The organism is Allobosea eneae (assembly GCF_042657265.1).
In the GTDB taxonomy this organism is placed as follows: Bacteria; Pseudomonadota; Alphaproteobacteria; order Rhizobiales; family Beijerinckiaceae; genus Allobosea; species Allobosea eneae.
Genome location: NZ_JBHSLW010000039.1, coordinates 73528 through 88483, shown reverse-complemented (window position 1 = coordinate 88483; position 14956 = coordinate 73528). Strand labels below are relative to the sequence as shown.

The window sequence follows — 14956 nt, the reverse complement described above, 5'->3', positions numbered from 1 at the left end:
GCGCTAACTGACGCTCAATCTCCGCCCCCGATTCCACAGCAGAAACGGCAACCCAGACAGCAGCGCCTTCAGCGCCGCCTCGCTCTGATGCAGGCCGTTGAGCGAGACGCGCGGCAGCGCGTACAGGTGCTCCGCGTGCTCGGCGAAGAGATGGCCCGGCCTCGTCGTCACGGCGCTCGCGAGTCCCGCCTCTCTCGCGAAAGCGAATTCGCGCGGCCCGGCCGAACCGGGATCGCCGACCGGATAGGCGAAGTGGCGGATGGGTGTGTCCAGTATCTGCTCCAGCCAGGCCCTGCTCTGGACGATCTCGCGGCGCGCGACCTCTTCCGGATGCTTGGCCAGCATCGGATGGCTGAGCGTATGCGCGCCGATGGTGACGCCCGGCGCACCGGCGAGCGAGCGCAGCGTCTCGGCCGGCAGGCATTCGCGCTCGACCAGCGCGACAGGGTCGATGCCGGCCTGCCGACCGAGATCGGAAATCGCCGAGAGCAGAATCGCTTCCGGGCCTTTGCGCAGACGCCAGTAGAGCCGGTCGAACGCCGCCAACTTCTCGGCGTCGGTTCCGGCCGGAGCCGCGAAGCGGCCATCAGGCAGATCGAGCGCGATGCGCGGCAGCGCCCGGATCGCCTCCTCCAGCTCCAGCCACCAGAGCCGCGCCGTTCGCTCGGCAAAGCCGCGCACGACATAGAGCGTCCACGGCACGCTATGTTTCGCCAGCACCGGCCAGGCATGGTCGAGATTGTCGCGGTAGCCGTCGTCGAAGGTCAGCGCGACGAAGAAGCGGCCGGGCTTGGGATCGGCCAGCCGCGCCAGCGCCTCGTCGAGCGAGACGATGTCGTAGCCTTCAGCCTGGATCAGGGTCAGCGCCCGATCGAGGAAGCCCGGTGTCACCTCAAGCAGCCCGTTCGGACGGAAGCCGCCGCCGGCAGCCGCCGGGCGGACATGGTGCAGCGTCAGGATCGCGCCCTTGCCCTGGGCGAGCCCCCTGCCCCAGCGGTCGACGCCGGTCGCCGCGATGGCCGCGAAGGCGGCTGAAAAAGCCTTGTGGCGCAGGCTCATGCCCGGCATCTCCGAGAGATCGATTCAACCCTTCGCTAACGCTGTTTCGCGATGGCGTCATGCAACGTCCGCGACAGTGACAGGTCCGTTCACAATGCCGGGTTAAGGATCAGGCCATGTCCGCCGTCGCCGACCGTGCGCCAAGCTTGTCCAACTCCCCGGCCTTGCCGCGGGAGATGGAGGCACGCCCTTGGGCCAGGGTCGTGGCCGGCAGCGACCTCGCCGCCCTGGAAGCCGATTGGCGCGCGCTGGAAGCGGACGCGCTGGTGACCCCTTACCAGGCCTATGACTGGATCAGGCCCTACACCGAGACGATCGGGCGGGCTGAACGCATGGAGTTCCGCTTCGTCCGGGTCGAGGACGACCAGGGCGGGCTGCTCGCGCTGTTCCCACTGGTGGTGACCCGGCGCCTTGGCACGCGCTTCGGCGAATTCATCGGCGGCAAGCACGCCAATTATCACATGGCGCTCTACCGGCCGGATTTCGCCGAGGCGATCGATGCCGCGGCGACGCAAGCGCTGCTGCGGGAGATTGGCGCGGCGATCGGCGGGATCGACGCGCTGTTCCTGATCAACCAGCCGACCGCCTGGCAGGGCATCGCCAATCCGCCGGCGCGACTCGCCGCTGGGCAAAGCCCAAGCCGCGCCTACAAGCTCGCTCTGGAGCCCGGCGACTGCGAGGGCACGCTTCGGCGCTCGATGAGCAAGCATGCCCGCAAGAAGCTGACGACCAAGCGCAACCGCTTCGCCGAGCTCGGCCTGTCCGAACTGGTCCAGGCACGTAGCGAAGCCGAGATTGAACACGTGCTCGATGCCTTCCTGGCACAAAAGGCCGCACGATTCGCGCAGATGGGCGTGCCGGACCCGTTCGCAGCCCCTGCGATCCGCGCCTTCTTGCGCGAGGGGGCGATCGCTCGGCCGGGCCGGCGGCCGGCGATCGAGCTTTACTCGCTCGACCTCGATGGCCGCTCGGTCGCGACCTATGTCGGCGCCGTGCAGGACAAGCGCTTCTCCGGCATGGCGACCTCCTTCGACCTCGGCTCCGAGGCGGCACGCACCAGCCCCGGCGAGATCCTGCTGGTCGAGCTGATCAAGCGCAAATGCCAGGCGGGCTACACCATGTTCGACCTCGGCGTCGGCGAGGCCCGCTACAAGACGACGATCTGCGACGACAGCGACGAATTGGTCGACACCTTCTTCCCGCTGACCACGAAGGGACGCGCCTATGCCGGCTACAGCCAGGCCAAGCGGGCGCTGAAGCGGCGGATCAAATCCTCGCCTCTCGCGCTGAAGATGGCGCAACGCGTCCTCGGCTTGCTGCGGCGCCGCAAGCCGGCGGAGCCGGACGAGTAGACCGCTCCTGACATAATCCTGACAGGCGGTCGGATTTGATGGCCCCGCGACATCCTCACGGAGCGGGCGAGATGACGACCATCAGCGGCAGCTGCCATTGCGGCGCGACGAAGTTCGAGGTGCTGGAATCGGTGACGGAGGTCACCGCCTGTACTTGCTCGATCTGCTCCAAGCGCGGCGCGCTGTGGAGCTATCACAAGCCGGCCCAGTTCCGCTTGCTGACGCCGCGTGAAAGCCTTGCGACCTATCGCTGGCAGAGCCGGATGGTGGCGCACCATTTCTGTGGCAGCTGCGGCTGCACCACCTTCACGGAAACGCCGGACTGGTCGACCGGAGAGCCCGATTTCGACAATCCGAAGGTGGCCGTGAATGCGCGTGTGCTTGACGATTTCGATCTGGCCGCCGTCCCGGTCACGGTGATCGACGGCAAGACCCTCTGGTAGGCCAGCTACCGCTTTGTCAGAGCGCCGGATATCCGTGACGTGGTTCCCGCTTTTCGGTCCGATGCTCAGGCCGGCACCGGGTCCTTGTCCTGCGAGACCAGGTCGATCGTCTCCGGCGCGTCGAGCATGACGAGCGCGATCGGGGCGCCGGTCAGGTCGGTCAGCCGGTAGGCGGCCTCGACCGCGTGGCCATTGCCGGCGTGGCCGGCCATCACCAGCGCGCCTTGGGCACGCGCCAGCAGCGGCGAGAGCACTTGCGCCTCGTCGGTCGATGCGGTCGCGACCAGCACCCAGTCATAGGTTTCGCAGAGCGCGTCGAGCGCGACATCGACGATGTCGGGGGCCGCCAGCACGGCCTCCCGCCCGGCCCGGCCCGGCGCGATCTCATGCAGACGCGAATCCTCCTCGCGGGTGATGATGTCGGAGAACATCGCCTCGCCGGCGAGCAATTCGGAGAAACCGGGCCGATCGCGGCTCTCGCTGGCGAGATCGATCAGTATGCAGCGGCTGCGCTCGGAGAGGAGCTGAGCCAAAGCGCGCGGAGAAGCGTCGTCCGGCTCAGCGCCGTCGAGCACCAGGACGAGAGGCGCGTGGCCCTCGCTCGCCTTGTTGACGCAAGCGGTGAGGTCAGAGAGGCCGGCCTCGGCATCGGACAGGTCGATGTGGAGCTGGCCGATCCGCCCGCCATGCGTCAGCAGGCCGGCAATGCGCTCGCGGCGGCGCGGCGGCGGCGCGGCGGCCTCGGCGTCGTCCTCTTCGGACTCGGGCTGACCGACGGCGGGCTCGACCCGGCCGCGCGCCTTGCGCTGCGGCCTGTCATCGGCCGGCGCCGGCGAACCGCCGTTGAGGAGCTCGCGGGAGACCACGGTCGCCAGCGCGACCAGGAAGGTCGCCAGCGTCGCGACGAGTATCGTCGGCAGCTTCTTCGGGAAGGAGGGCGTGGTCGGCTCGATGGCACGCGAGATGATCCGCGCATCGGCGGGCGCGGCATTCTGGGCGTCGCGGGCGAGCGCCTCGCGATAACGCAGCATGTATTGCTCGAGCTGCTCGCGCTGGGTGCGTGCCTCGCGCTCGAGCGCACGCAGCTGGACCTCGTCGTCATTGGCGCCGGATGCGGTCTTCTTCTGGCCGTCGAGCGCGGCGGTGACGCTCTCGACGCGCTGGCCGGCGATCTTGGCCTCGTTCTCCAGCGTGCGCACGGCGCGCTCGGCGGCGGCGCGGATCTGGCTTTCGAGATCGGCGAGCTGAGCGTTCAGCTCCTTGATGCGCGGGTGCTCCGAGAGGAGGTTGCGCGATTCCAGAGCGAGCTGCGCCCGCAGATTGACGCGCTGTTCGATCAGCCTGCGGACGAGGTCGTTGTTGGCGACATCGGGAATTTCGAAGGTGCGCCCGGCCTTGATCGCATCGCGGATGATCGACGCCTTGGCCTGCGCCTCAGCCTGCTGACTGCGCGCATTGGAGAGCTGCGTCGAGAGATCGGCGAGCTGCTGGGCGGTGATGGTGGTATTGTTTGTCCCGACGAGCAGGCCGTGGCGGGAACGGAACTCCTCGACCCTGGCCTCCGATTCCGCCAGCTTCTTGCGCAGCGGCTCGATCGTGGTCGAGAGCCAGGAGGAAGCGCTGCGGGCGGTGTCCTGCTTGGCCGCCTCCTGCATCTCCAGATAGACGGCGGCGATCTCGTTGGCGGCCTTGGCGGCGAGCGCCGGATCCTGCGAGGTGAATTCGATCGAGACGATGCGCGAGCGCCCGACCGGATAGACCAGGAGCCGGTCGTAATACTTCTCCAGCACCCGTTCCTCCGGAGAGCGGTCGGCCGGATGCGCGCCGATGCCGAGCAGGACGCCGACCTTCTTCAGCGCGCCGAGCGCGCCGGCGCCCGAGTCGAACTCCGAATTGCCGACCAGCCCGATCCGCTTGATCGCCTCGCGCGCGAGGTCGCGCGACATGATAACTTGGACCTGGCTTTGCACGCCTTCGGCATCGAATTGCTGGCCTGAGGTCTCCGACACCGCCTGGCCCGGCCGGGTATAGAAACTGTCGCGGTTCTCGAGCAGCAGCCGGGCCTCGCCGGTATAGCGAGGCGTGACCATGTTGACCGCAACGAAGGATAGGCCGAGGGCGGCCAGCGTCGGCCCGATGATCCACAGCTTGCGCGCCTTGATCGCCGCCCAAAGAGCCGGCAGGTCGAGCAGGTCGGAGCGGCTTTCGCCGGCGGCCGCAACGGTGTCGTAGCGGCTTTCGCCGGCGGCCGCAACGGTGTCGTAGCGAGCGGTCATGACGCTTCCATTCACGCAGAACTCTCGCGCCCCAGGGAAGAGACGCAGCGTCATCAGAGCGCATTAAGGTTAGTGGCAGGTTAAAGCAGCAACGCCGCCGGCCAAGGCTATGAGGTCGACGATCAGCTTTTGTTAACCATGTCGGGCTAACCCTACGGACAGATTCTGAAGGGTCCCGCCGGTGATGATGAGTAGACATCCCGTCTGTCTGATGCTTGCCGCCGCACTCGCCTTGACCGGCTGCGCGCCACGCATCGTTGCGCCGGAGTTCGCCGTCGAGACCGCGGCGCCCTATCAACTCGCCAGCGGCGACCGGCTGCGCGTCATCGTCTTCGGACAGGACAATCTCTCGAACATCTACGCCGTCGACGGCTCCGGCCGCATCTCCATGCCGCTGATCGGCGCGGTCGAGGTTCAGGGTCGCACCACGCAGCAGCTCGAACGCGCGATCGAGGGACGCCTGCGCGCCGGCTATCTGCGGGAACCGAAGGTCTCGGTCGAGGTCGACGCCTACCGGCCGTTCTTCGTGCTCGGCGAAGTCACCAATTCCGGCCAGTTCCCGTTCGTGAACGGCATGACGGTGCAGACGGCCGTGGCGATCGCCGGCGGCTTCACGCCGCGCGGCCAGCGCGACTATGCCGAGGTCACCCGGCTGATGGACGGCCAGCTCGTCACCGGCACGGTGCCGATCACCTATCCCGTCAGGCCCGGCGACACGATTGTGATCAAGGAACGTTGGTTCTGACCGCACCTGCCCGGGACTTCGCGATCATGCCCGCCGCAGTCAGCTCTGCTCCCTTGAGGATCCTGCACGTCTTCCGGGCGCCGCTCGGCGGGCTCTTCCGCCATGTGCTCGACCTCGCCCGCGGCCAGATCGCCCGCGGCCACGCCGTCGGCATCTTCTGCGACTCGACCACCGGCGGCCCGCGCGCCGACCAGGTCTTTGCCGAACTCGAGCCGCAGCTTTCGCTCGGCGTCACCCGCGTGCCGATGTCGCGCTATCCGAGCGTCACCGACATGCGTGCGCAAGCAGCGGCGGTGTCCACGCGCAAGCGGCTCGCCCCCCAGATCGTGCACGCCCATGGCTCCAAGGGCGGCGTCTATGCCCGCCTGCCCGCCCTGGTGTCGCCCGGGCGCAGCTACGTCACTGCCTATACGCCGCATGGCGGCAGCTTCAACTATAAGCCCGGCAGCGCCGCGCACCGCATCTACATGACGATCGAGCGCCTGCTCGAGCCGGCAACCGACATGTTCCTGTTCGAGAGCGCCTTCATCGCCGGGCGCTTCGAGGCCCATATCGGCCACAAGCCGCGCACCGACCATCGCATCGTGCTAAATGGCATCTCAGAGGCCGAGTTCGAGCCGATCGACCACGCCGAGGCCGCGTTCGATCTCGTCTATCTCGGCGAATTGCGCTCGGCCAAGGGGGTCGACACGCTGATCGAAGCGCTCGCGCTGCTGAAACGCAGGGACGGATTGACGCCGCGCATCCTGATCGTCGGCTCCGGACCGGACGAGGCGCTGCTGCGGCAGATGACGGTCGACGAGGGCGTCGCAGCGCAATGCGTGTTCGAGCCGCCGGGGCCGATCCGCGCCGCGCTCGCCAAGGCGCATGTGATGGTGATCCCGTCACGGGCGGAATCGCTGCCCTATGTGATTCTCGAAGCAGCCGCTGCGGCGCAGCCCCTGATCGCCACCGATGTCGGCGGCATCAAGGAGATCTACGGCCCCGGGCATGCGCGCCGGCTGATCCCGCCGAACGACCCGACCATCCTCGCAGACACCATGCGCGCGACGCTGGCGATCCCGCCGGCGGAACGGCTCGCGCAGGCGGCCGATCTCGCCTTGCACGTGAAGGCCAATTTCCGTCTCGACACCATGGTCGACGGCGTTCTCGACGCCTATCGGGCCGCGCTCGCCAGGCGCGTCGGCTGAAGCGAGCCGAACGGCAGCCACTGATCGCCGGCCCGGAGCGGAACCTTACCGGTAGAATAATATTCTGCGTTCGCGCATCCTGCTCCAGGGTGCAGGATCAACGACGCCCAAGGGAGGACAGCATGGCCAAGCAGGAACGGTCCCTGAGCGAACTTTATGGCGACGACCCGGAGCGGGGTGACGCTCTCGCCTTCGGCCGCCGGACCGGTGCCTCGCGCCGCGGCTTTCTCGGCGGCGCCGGGCTCGCCGCCATGGGCGCTGCGGTGGGCGGCACGATCCCGTTCTCGGACACCATGCCAGGCGGACTGATCCCGGCCGCAATGGCGCAAAGCGCGCCGCCTGCGCCCCCCGCTCCGTCTGCAGGCCCGGCGGCCGCAGCGCCGAAAGGACCGCAACTGCTCGACTTTCCCGGCAAGGCCAAGGGGCTGGTCCTGCTCGGCGACCGCCCGCTCGTCGCCGAGACGCCGGAGCACATGCTCGACGACGACACCACGCCGTTCGAGAAGTTCTACGTCCGCAATAATGGCCAGACGCCGGAGCCCTTCACCGAGGGCGATGCCTGGGAGCTGACCATCGATGGCGAGGTCAACACGCCGCTGAAGATCAAGCTCGGCGAGCTCAAGCAGAAGTTCACGCACAAGACCTTCCGCATGGTGCTGGAATGCGGCGGCAATGGCCGCTCCTTCTTCCAGCCGCAGGCGCGCGGCAACCAGTGGACCAATGGCGGCGCCGGCTGCGCCGAATGGACCGGCGTGCCGCTCGCCGACGTGCTGCAGAGCGCCGGCCTGAAATCGACCGCAGTCCACACCGGCAATTTCGGTGCCGACCAGCACCTCTCGGGCGACTCGACAAAGGACGCGATCTCGCGCGGCGTGCCGATCGCGGCAGCGCTGGAGCCGCATGCGCTCCTGGTCTGGGGGATGAACGGCCAGCCGCTGCCGGCGATCCATGGCGGGCCGCTGCGGGTGATCATCCCGGGCTTCCCGGCCTCGGTCTCGCATAAATGGCTGAAGCGGATCGCCATCCGCGACAAGGTGCATGACGGCCAGGGCATGGGCGGCACCTCCTACTCCGTCGCGATCAAGCCGATGATCCCCGGCGGAAAGACCGACGATGCCAACATGCGCACCATGACCGACATGCCGGTGCGCGGCATCATCACCAATCCCGCCAACGGCACGCGCCTGGCCGCCGGCACCCGCAAGCTCGCGTTGCGCGGAGCCGCCTGGGATGGGCATGAGGGCGTCTCGCGCGTCGATGTCTCGATCGATTTCGGCGCGACCTGGCAGCCGGCCAAGGCAGCCGAGCCGAAGAACCGCTATGACTGGCGACGCTGGACGGCCGAGGTCGAGCTGCCCTCCGACGGCTATTACGAGCTCTGGGTCCGCGCGACCGACAGCAAGGGCCGGGCGCAGCCGCATGTCGCCGGGGGCTGGAACCCGCAGGGCTATGGCGCCAACCCGATGCACCGGGTCGCGGTGCTGGTCGGGTGAGCGTCATGATCGCTGGCATTCGCCGCGCCGGGCTCATGCTCGGCGCGGGAGTTCTCCTCGCCGTGCCCACGGCGTTGGCGCAGGCCCCTGCCCCCGCGGAGGAGACGCCTGAGATGTTCCCGGCCGGGCCGAACCGCGACGAGGCCTTCTATGCCTGCATCGCCTGCCACAACTTCAAGCTGGTCGCGGCGCAGGGCATGAGCCGCGAGAAATGGGGCGAGACGCTCGATTGGATGGTGACCAAGCACAACATGCCGGCCCTCGCCACGGACGAGCGCGGCAAGGTGCTCGACTATCTCGCCGAGGTGTTTCCACCGAAGGCGCCATCCCAGCAGGGCGGGTGGAAGAACCCGTTCCTGAACTGAGGCGCCGCCCTGCGGTCAGAACAGCTTGAGCGCCACGACGCCGGCGACAACCAGCACGATGCCGAGCCAGCCGGCCGGGCGGATGCGCTGGCCGAAGGCGAGCGCGCCGACCACGGCCGTCAGCACGAGGCCGACGCCGCCCCAGACGGCGTAGGCGACCGAGAGGTCCATGCCGCGGATCGCCTGCGCCAGGGCGGCGAAGGCGCCGACGACGCAGAGCACGCCGAGGATGCCGACGAGCCGGCGCTTCAACCCATCGGAGATCTTGAGCAGGCTGGTGCCGATCACCTCGAGGGCGACGGCGAGCGCGAGCCAGGCAAGCGCGAAGGCCTGCGCGGACGCAGCGAAGGTCACACCAGCCTCCGCTCGTCCTCCTCAGAAGCGCCGTGACCGACGCCGCGCTCCAGCAGCACGATACCGCCGATGATCAGGGCCAGTGCGAGGATGCGCGGAACCGTCAGATGCTCGGCGAAGAAGGCATGGCCGATCAGGGCGATGCCGACGATGCCGAGGCCTTCCCAGACCGCATAGGCGACGGCCATGGGGATGACCCGCAGGGCGACGCTGAGCAGGGCGAAGGACAATCCGATCAACACGAGCGGCAGGACCGCAACGAGGACCGGGCCCGCGACGAAGGCCTTCAGCGCCGACGTCGCAAGCAGCTCCACGGCGATGGCCGCGAGCAGGATCAACCAATGAAAAGACATAAGTCACACAAGGGCGCTGGCCCGGGGCGCAGACGGCGCGGGTGCGGCGACTGCGGGGTGCGCATCGTTAGCGTTTAAGAGACGATGTTCGAGATGAAAGGAGCGCTCAGGCTTTCGCCGGAGGCCAGCACACACCTACGCCCAAATCACCGGAAATACCCGGGGGCAAGGTCAACGAAATATGTGCTTCTCAGACACTCATCGCCGTCTCAGATGCCCGAACCTATGCTTTTTGTCAACTCAAACACGACTTTAGGGGTATTCACCACCCATTTTCCGACCTTCGAAACCCTGCGCTAATACCTTGAAGGCCCGAGCGAAAATCGACCTTTCTCAGCCCGAGAAAAAAGATGCTTTCACGATGTGGTTTCGAGGCGCCCCGCCGGGCTGAATTCGCTTCAAATCCCGATCGCTTCCGCAGAGTCCGATTAAGTCTTCCGTGAGCAATTTGCGCTAGGTCGAGATGGCTTTTGGCGTGGCGCGCGTATCGATCGCCATGCGCGAGCGGGGACTGGACCACATGGGCGCTTTCGACGTTCGCGACCTGATCAAGGCGGATTCCGCCGGCTCCGCGCCGATGAGCGGAGACTCCAGCGGCACCCGGGCCTTCCACCCGCTGGCCGAGCGCATCGCCGCCATGCCGGTCAAGCAGACATTGTCGCCGGTCTTGATCGAAGGCCTCGTACGCCTCGCCGATGTCGTGGTGATCCTCGGCGTCGGCGGGCTGATCTTCGCCCTCTACGTCGCCGGCGTGGTCGATTACACCCTGCCTTATCAACTCACCGTGCCGCTGCTGGCGCTCGGCGCGCTCGCCGTGTTCCAGGCGCTGCACCTCTACCATGTCGGTGCGCTGCGCAATTTCATCAGCATGGCGGTGCGGATCACCGCCGGCTGGACCGTGCTGTTCCTGCTGGCGCTGGCCGGGTTCTTCTTCCTCAAGGTCGGCGACCAGGTCTCGCGCGTCTGGCTCGCGGGCTTCTACGGCGTCGGTCTCGTGCTCCTGCTCGCCGAACGTGCCGCGGTCACGCTGATCGTGCTGCGTCTCACCCGGATGGGGCGGCTGGAGCGGCGCACCGCGATCGTCGGCGGCGGCCCCGCCGGCGAAGAGCTGATCAAGGCGCTGGAGGCGCAGCGTGATACCGGCCTGCGCATCTGCGGCATCTTCGACGACCGCAACGACGACCGCTCGCCCGATCTCGTCGCCGGCTATCCCAAGCTCGGCACGATCGACGACCTCGTCGAGTTCGCCCGCCGCACCAAGCTCGACCTGGTGATCTTCACCCTGCCGATCTCGGCCGAGGCGCGCCTGCTCGCCATGCTGCGCAAGCTCTGGGTGCTGCCGATCGACATCCGCCTCTCGGCCCATATGTCGAAGCTCAGGTTCCGGCCGCGCTCCTATTCCTATATCGGCGCGGTGCCGGTTCTCGACGTGTTCGACCGGCCGATCGCCGACTGGGACATCGTCGTCAAATGGCTGTTCGACAAGATCGTCGGCACGCTGGCGCTGATCGCGCTCTCGCCGCTGATGATCGCGACCGCAATCGCCGTCAGGCTCGACTCGAAGGGGCCGATCCTGTTCCGGCAGAAGCGCTACGGCTTCAACAACGAGTTGATCGAAGTGCTGAAATTCCGCTCGCTCTATCATGAGATGAGCGATTTCTCCGCCGCCAAGCAGGTGACCAAGGGCGACCCTCGCGTCACCCGCGTCGGCCGCTTCATCCGCAAGACCTCGATCGACGAATTGCCGCAGCTGCTCAACGTGGTGTTCAAGGGCAACCTCTCGCTGGTCGGCCCGCGGCCGCACGCGATCCACGCCACCGCTTCGAACCGGGCCTATGAGCAGGTGGTCGACGGCTATTTCGCCCGCCATAAGGTCAAGCCCGGCATCACCGGCTGGGCCCAGATCCATGGCTGGCGCGGCGAGACCGACACGGAGGACAAGATCCAGCGCCGCGTCGAGCATGATCTCTACTACATCGAGAACTGGTCGGTGCTGCTCGATCTCTACATCCTGATCAAGACGCCGTTCTCGCTGATGACCAAGAACGAGAACGCCTATTGAGCACGCTGGCGCCAAGCCCCGGTCTCGGCAGGCGGTCTCGCCCGCGCCTGACGCAGGCAGGTCTGCAGCGCGGATCGCTCTGGCTGCTGACCGCCAGCAGCTGGGTCGCGATCATCGAGCCCTCCCCTTATGAGATCGCGTTCCTGCTGGTGCTGGCTGTGTTCGCGCTCACCGGCATCCGCCTGTCGCGCGCGCTGCTGCCGCTTGCGCTGCTGTTGCTTGCCTTCAATCTCGGCGGGGCGATCTCGCTCGTGCCCTGGATGCATGATCCCGACGCGGTGCGCTTCATCGCCGTCTCGTTCTACATGATGGTCACCGCCATCGTGCTCGCCGCAGTGATGGCGGATGACACGCAAGCGCGGCTCGAGGCATTGAAGCGCGGCTATCTCTTCGCGACCTGGTGCACCGGCATCCTCGCCATCATCGGCTATTTCGACATCGCCGGCCTCGGCGAAAGCCTGACCCTCAACGGACGCGCCTCGGCGACCTTCAAGGACCCGAACGTGCTCGGGCCCTTCCTCGTGCTGCCGATCGTCTTCGTGCTGCAGGACATCCTGCTGGGACGGCGCAGCCTGCTCGGCGGCCTCGCCATGGTCAGCGTTCCGCTCGCGGCGCTGTTCCTCACCTTCTCGCGCGGCGCCTGGGGCAATCTGGTCGCCGCCGTGCTGATGATGCAGCTCCTGACCTTCCTGATGGCAGAGAGCTCCAGGATGCGGGCGCGGATCGTAGTGCTGACGCTGACCAGCCTGCTCCTGGCTGTGGTCACGCTCCTGATCGCGTTGTCGTTCGACGTGATCAGCGAGATGTTCGAGGTCCGCGCCAGCCTCAGCCAGGACTACGACCAGGGCGTCACCGGCCGCTTCGGCAGCCAGCTCCGCTCGATTCCGATGCTTCTGTCGGAGCCCAACGGCTTCGGGCCGTTACGCTTCCGCTGGCTGTTCCTCCAACAGGACCCGCACAATGTCTACATCAACGCCTTCGCCTCCTATGGGTGGCTGGGCGGCTTCTCATGGCTGGCCCTGACCGCGGCCACCTGCTGGGCCGGCTGGTGGCTCGTCTTCCGGCGCGGCCCGCTGCAAAGCCATGCGATCGTGCTGTGGTCGGTGCTGTTCGTCACGATCCTGCAGGGCATCCAGATCGACACCGACCATTGGCGCCATTTCTACCTGCTGCTCGGACTGATCTGGGGGCTGGCTGCGATCGCCCGCCGCCGTCCGGCCGAGGTGACGGCATGACCGCCATCGCCGGAGACACCCGCCAGAATCGCGCCATCCAGGTCCTGCGCGGGCTTGCGGCGCTGCTCGTCGTGATCGGCCATGCGATCCACGAGACGCAGGTCATGGGGACGGTGCTCGCTCGCCCACCGATCGACGGCTCCTTCCTGCGCTGGGGCAGCGGCGTCGACATCTTCTTCGTCATCTCCGGCTTCATCATGGTCTACAGCTCGACGCAGCTGTTCCAGCGCCCCGGCGGATGGCGCAGCTTCCTGTGGCGCCGCTTCGTCCGCATCGTGCCGCTCTACTGGCTCCTGACGACGCTCTTGCTGCTGGGCGCGCTGGTCGCCCCGCAGCTGCTCAATGTGCCGATCGGCGACTGGCAGCATGTGCTGTCGTCCTATCTGTTCATCCCGTCCCTGCGGGCGCCGGGCGAGATCCGCCCGGTGATGGCGCTGGGCTGGACGCTGAACCTGGAGATGTTCTTCTATGCGCTGTTCGCCTGCACGCTCGTCCTGCCGATGCGCCGGGCCGTGCTGGCACTGACGGCCGGCCTTGCCGTGCTGGCCGGCATCGGATTGGCGTACGAGCCGTCGCAGGTCCAGCTCGCCTTCTGGACCCAGTCGATCATCCTGGAATTCGCCTTCGGCTGTCTGCTCGCGCTCGGTTATCTCGCGGGATGGCGGCTCGGCGCGATGCCGGCGCTGCTGCTGGCGCTCATCGGCTTCGCCGGCCTGCTGGATTGGCCGGGCTTGCTGGACTGGCCTGTCCCGGATGCGCTGCGCTGGGGCGTGCCCGCCCTGATGATCGTCGCGGCTGCGGCGCTCTATCGCAATCCGGCCGATGCACAGGGATCAGCGTCGCGGCTGGCGGGCATGGCAGTGCTCCTGGGCAACGCCTCGTACAGCCTCTATCTGGTGCATCCCTTCGTGCTGCGCCCGCTGCGCAATCTCTGGACGCAGCTCATCGGCGGCGCACTGCCGCTCACGGTCTATGTTGCGGTGGCGACAGCGACTTCCTGCCTCGTCGCCCTCATGGTCTATCGCTATGTCGAGCAGCCGCTGCTGCGCTCGATGCAGGGGCGGCGCCGGCAGGGCGGGTCCAGCCTTGCGCCGGACCGGCGCTCCGCCTCCCCTCTCCCGGCTCAGCGCTCCTTGCGTACGACCACATAGGCGTAGGTCGTCACGAAGCGCCACTCGGCCTTGGCCGCCAGCCGGTTGAACGCGGCATCCAGTCCGCGCAGGCCCGGCATCCGGTCAAAATAGCCATGGCCCCAGAAGGGCTGGATGTGGATGTCGTTGAACCCGGCGCGCCGCAGCATCGGCTCAAGCGTGCTGCGGCTGCCGCGGCACCAGTCGTAGAAGGCCGGGAATTTCGGATCGCCGCCGCCCTCTCGCCGCGCCGGAAAAAGCGCGTGCACGATGGCGCGCGAGGCCTTCTCAGGCAGGACGTGGTTGAGCGCGAAGACCGGCGCCCACAAGGTCGGCACGAAGGCCAGCCCGATGCCGCCCGGCGCCAGCAGAGCGTGGATGTTGCTCCAGGCGCGCTCGACGTCATGGACATGCTCGAACACCATGCGCGAGACCATCATGTCATAGCCGTTGCGGGCGATGTCCGGCTCGCCGAGGTCTCCGGCAATGTCGAAGCGGGCGGTGCGCAAGCCCTCCGGCGTCAGGGCGAGCTCGCCCGCGTCAATGTCGTTGACGACGAGGTCGAGCCCATAGCGACGGGCTTCCTGCGCGGTGAAGAGCGGATCGCGGCCGCCGCCGATCTCGCAGAGCCGCTTGAGACCGAACTGGTGCATCAGCGCCAGGATCGTCGCCTCGTAGTGGTCCCAAGCCCAGCTGGAATGCCAGTCGGGCTGGAGCCCGGCGAAGAAGCTCTCCAGCGAGCCCTTGCCGGTCACGACAGCGCCCTGCGGCCGCAGCGGCCGATGATCAGCCAACGCCATCGACATCACGATATGTCCCGCTTTCCTGACAAGAGGCGGCGACCCTGCGCCTAAGGCGAAGGGGGCGCAATCAGAGCCTTAAGGGACGGTTAACGAGCG

Annotated in this window: 14 protein-coding genes; 9 read left to right on the top strand and 5 right to left on the bottom strand. The window is 67.4% G+C overall.

The window, feature by feature from the left end:
- Positions 1-3 precede the first annotated feature (3 nt).
- The gene (locus ACFPOB_RS23300) at positions 4-1068 is read right to left on the bottom strand and encodes a polysaccharide deacetylase family protein (protein ID WP_377800758.1); all 1065 of its coding nucleotides are present in this window, start codon (positions 1066-1068) and stop codon (positions 4-6) included.
- Between the two features lie 107 nt (positions 1069-1175).
- On the opposite strand from ACFPOB_RS23300, the gene ACFPOB_RS23295 reads away from it, so the two are divergent.
- Positions 1176-2411, top strand: a complete 1236-nt coding sequence (locus ACFPOB_RS23295) for a GNAT family N-acetyltransferase (RefSeq protein WP_377800757.1) — start codon at positions 1176-1178, stop codon at positions 2409-2411.
- Between the two features lie 71 nt (positions 2412-2482).
- Positions 2483-2854, top strand: a complete 372-nt coding sequence (locus tag ACFPOB_RS23290; protein ID WP_377800756.1) for a GFA family protein — start codon at positions 2483-2485, stop codon at positions 2852-2854.
- 65 nt (positions 2855-2919) lie between these two features.
- Here ACFPOB_RS23290 and ACFPOB_RS23285 read toward each other — a convergent pair whose 3' ends face one another.
- Positions 2920-5130 carry a GumC family protein gene (locus ACFPOB_RS23285; RefSeq protein WP_377800755.1) on the bottom strand — a complete coding sequence of 737 codons (2211 nt, stop codon included), beginning with the start codon at positions 5128-5130 and terminating at the stop codon, positions 2920-2922.
- Between the two features lie 187 nt (positions 5131-5317).
- Here ACFPOB_RS23285 and ACFPOB_RS23280 point away from each other — a divergent pair, with 187 nt between their 5' ends.
- The 4 genes from ACFPOB_RS23280 (at position 5318) to ACFPOB_RS23265 (ending at position 8923) form a co-directional block, all read left to right on the top strand.
- Entirely contained in the window at positions 5318-5875 is a 558-nt protein-coding gene (locus ACFPOB_RS23280) for a polysaccharide biosynthesis/export family protein (protein ID WP_377800807.1), read from the top strand.
- Positions 5876-5901: 26 nt separating this feature from the next.
- Positions 5902-7065: a glycosyltransferase gene (locus ACFPOB_RS23275; RefSeq protein WP_377800754.1), complete on the top strand. Its 1164-nt coding sequence runs from the start codon at positions 5902-5904 to the stop codon at positions 7063-7065.
- 122 nt (positions 7066-7187) lie between these two features.
- Positions 7188-8558: a sulfite oxidase gene (locus tag ACFPOB_RS23270; protein WP_377800753.1), complete on the top strand. Its 1371-nt coding sequence runs from the start codon at positions 7188-7190 to the stop codon at positions 8556-8558.
- Positions 8559-8563: 5 nt separating this feature from the next.
- The gene (locus ACFPOB_RS23265) at positions 8564-8923 is read left to right on the top strand and encodes a hypothetical protein (protein ID WP_377800752.1); all 360 of its coding nucleotides are present in this window, start codon (positions 8564-8566) and stop codon (positions 8921-8923) included.
- A gap of 15 nt (positions 8924-8938) precedes the next feature.
- On the opposite strand, the gene mdtI is transcribed toward ACFPOB_RS23265, so the two are convergent.
- Positions 8939-9277, bottom strand: coding sequence for a multidrug/spermidine efflux SMR transporter subunit MdtI (mdtI, locus tag ACFPOB_RS23260; RefSeq protein ID WP_377800751.1), 339 nt, complete (start codon positions 9275-9277; stop codon positions 8939-8941).
- The gene (locus tag ACFPOB_RS23255) at positions 9274-9630 is read right to left on the bottom strand and encodes a DMT family transporter (protein ID WP_377800750.1); all 357 of its coding nucleotides are present in this window, start codon (positions 9628-9630) and stop codon (positions 9274-9276) included. Before ACFPOB_RS23255 ends, mdtI begins: the two co-directional genes overlap by 4 nt.
- Before the next feature lie 520 nt (positions 9631-10150).
- Between ACFPOB_RS23255 and ACFPOB_RS23250 the strand changes: the two genes are divergently transcribed.
- The 3 genes from ACFPOB_RS23250 to ACFPOB_RS23240 are packed head-to-tail and all read left to right on the top strand — an operon-like array spanning position 10151 to position 14078.
- Positions 10151-11692, top strand: a complete 1542-nt coding sequence (locus ACFPOB_RS23250) for an undecaprenyl-phosphate glucose phosphotransferase (RefSeq protein ID WP_377800806.1) — start codon at positions 10151-10153, stop codon at positions 11690-11692.
- On the top strand, positions 11689-12927 hold the full coding sequence (locus ACFPOB_RS23245) for an O-antigen ligase family protein (protein ID WP_377800749.1): 1239 nt from the start codon (positions 11689-11691) through the stop codon (positions 12925-12927). Before ACFPOB_RS23250 ends, ACFPOB_RS23245 begins: the two co-directional genes overlap by 4 nt.
- Entirely contained in the window at positions 12924-14078 is a 1155-nt protein-coding gene (locus ACFPOB_RS23240; protein ID WP_377800748.1) for an acyltransferase family protein, read from the top strand. Before ACFPOB_RS23245 ends, ACFPOB_RS23240 begins: the two co-directional genes overlap by 4 nt.
- On the opposite strand, the gene ACFPOB_RS23235 is transcribed toward ACFPOB_RS23240, so the two are convergent.
- Complete coding sequence (locus ACFPOB_RS23235) at positions 14051-14857, bottom strand: class I SAM-dependent methyltransferase (protein ID WP_377800747.1); 807 nt, start codon at positions 14855-14857, stop codon at positions 14051-14053. The two genes, ACFPOB_RS23240 and ACFPOB_RS23235, sit on opposite strands and share 28 nt — an antisense overlap.
- Between the last annotated feature and the right edge of the window lie 99 nt (positions 14858-14956).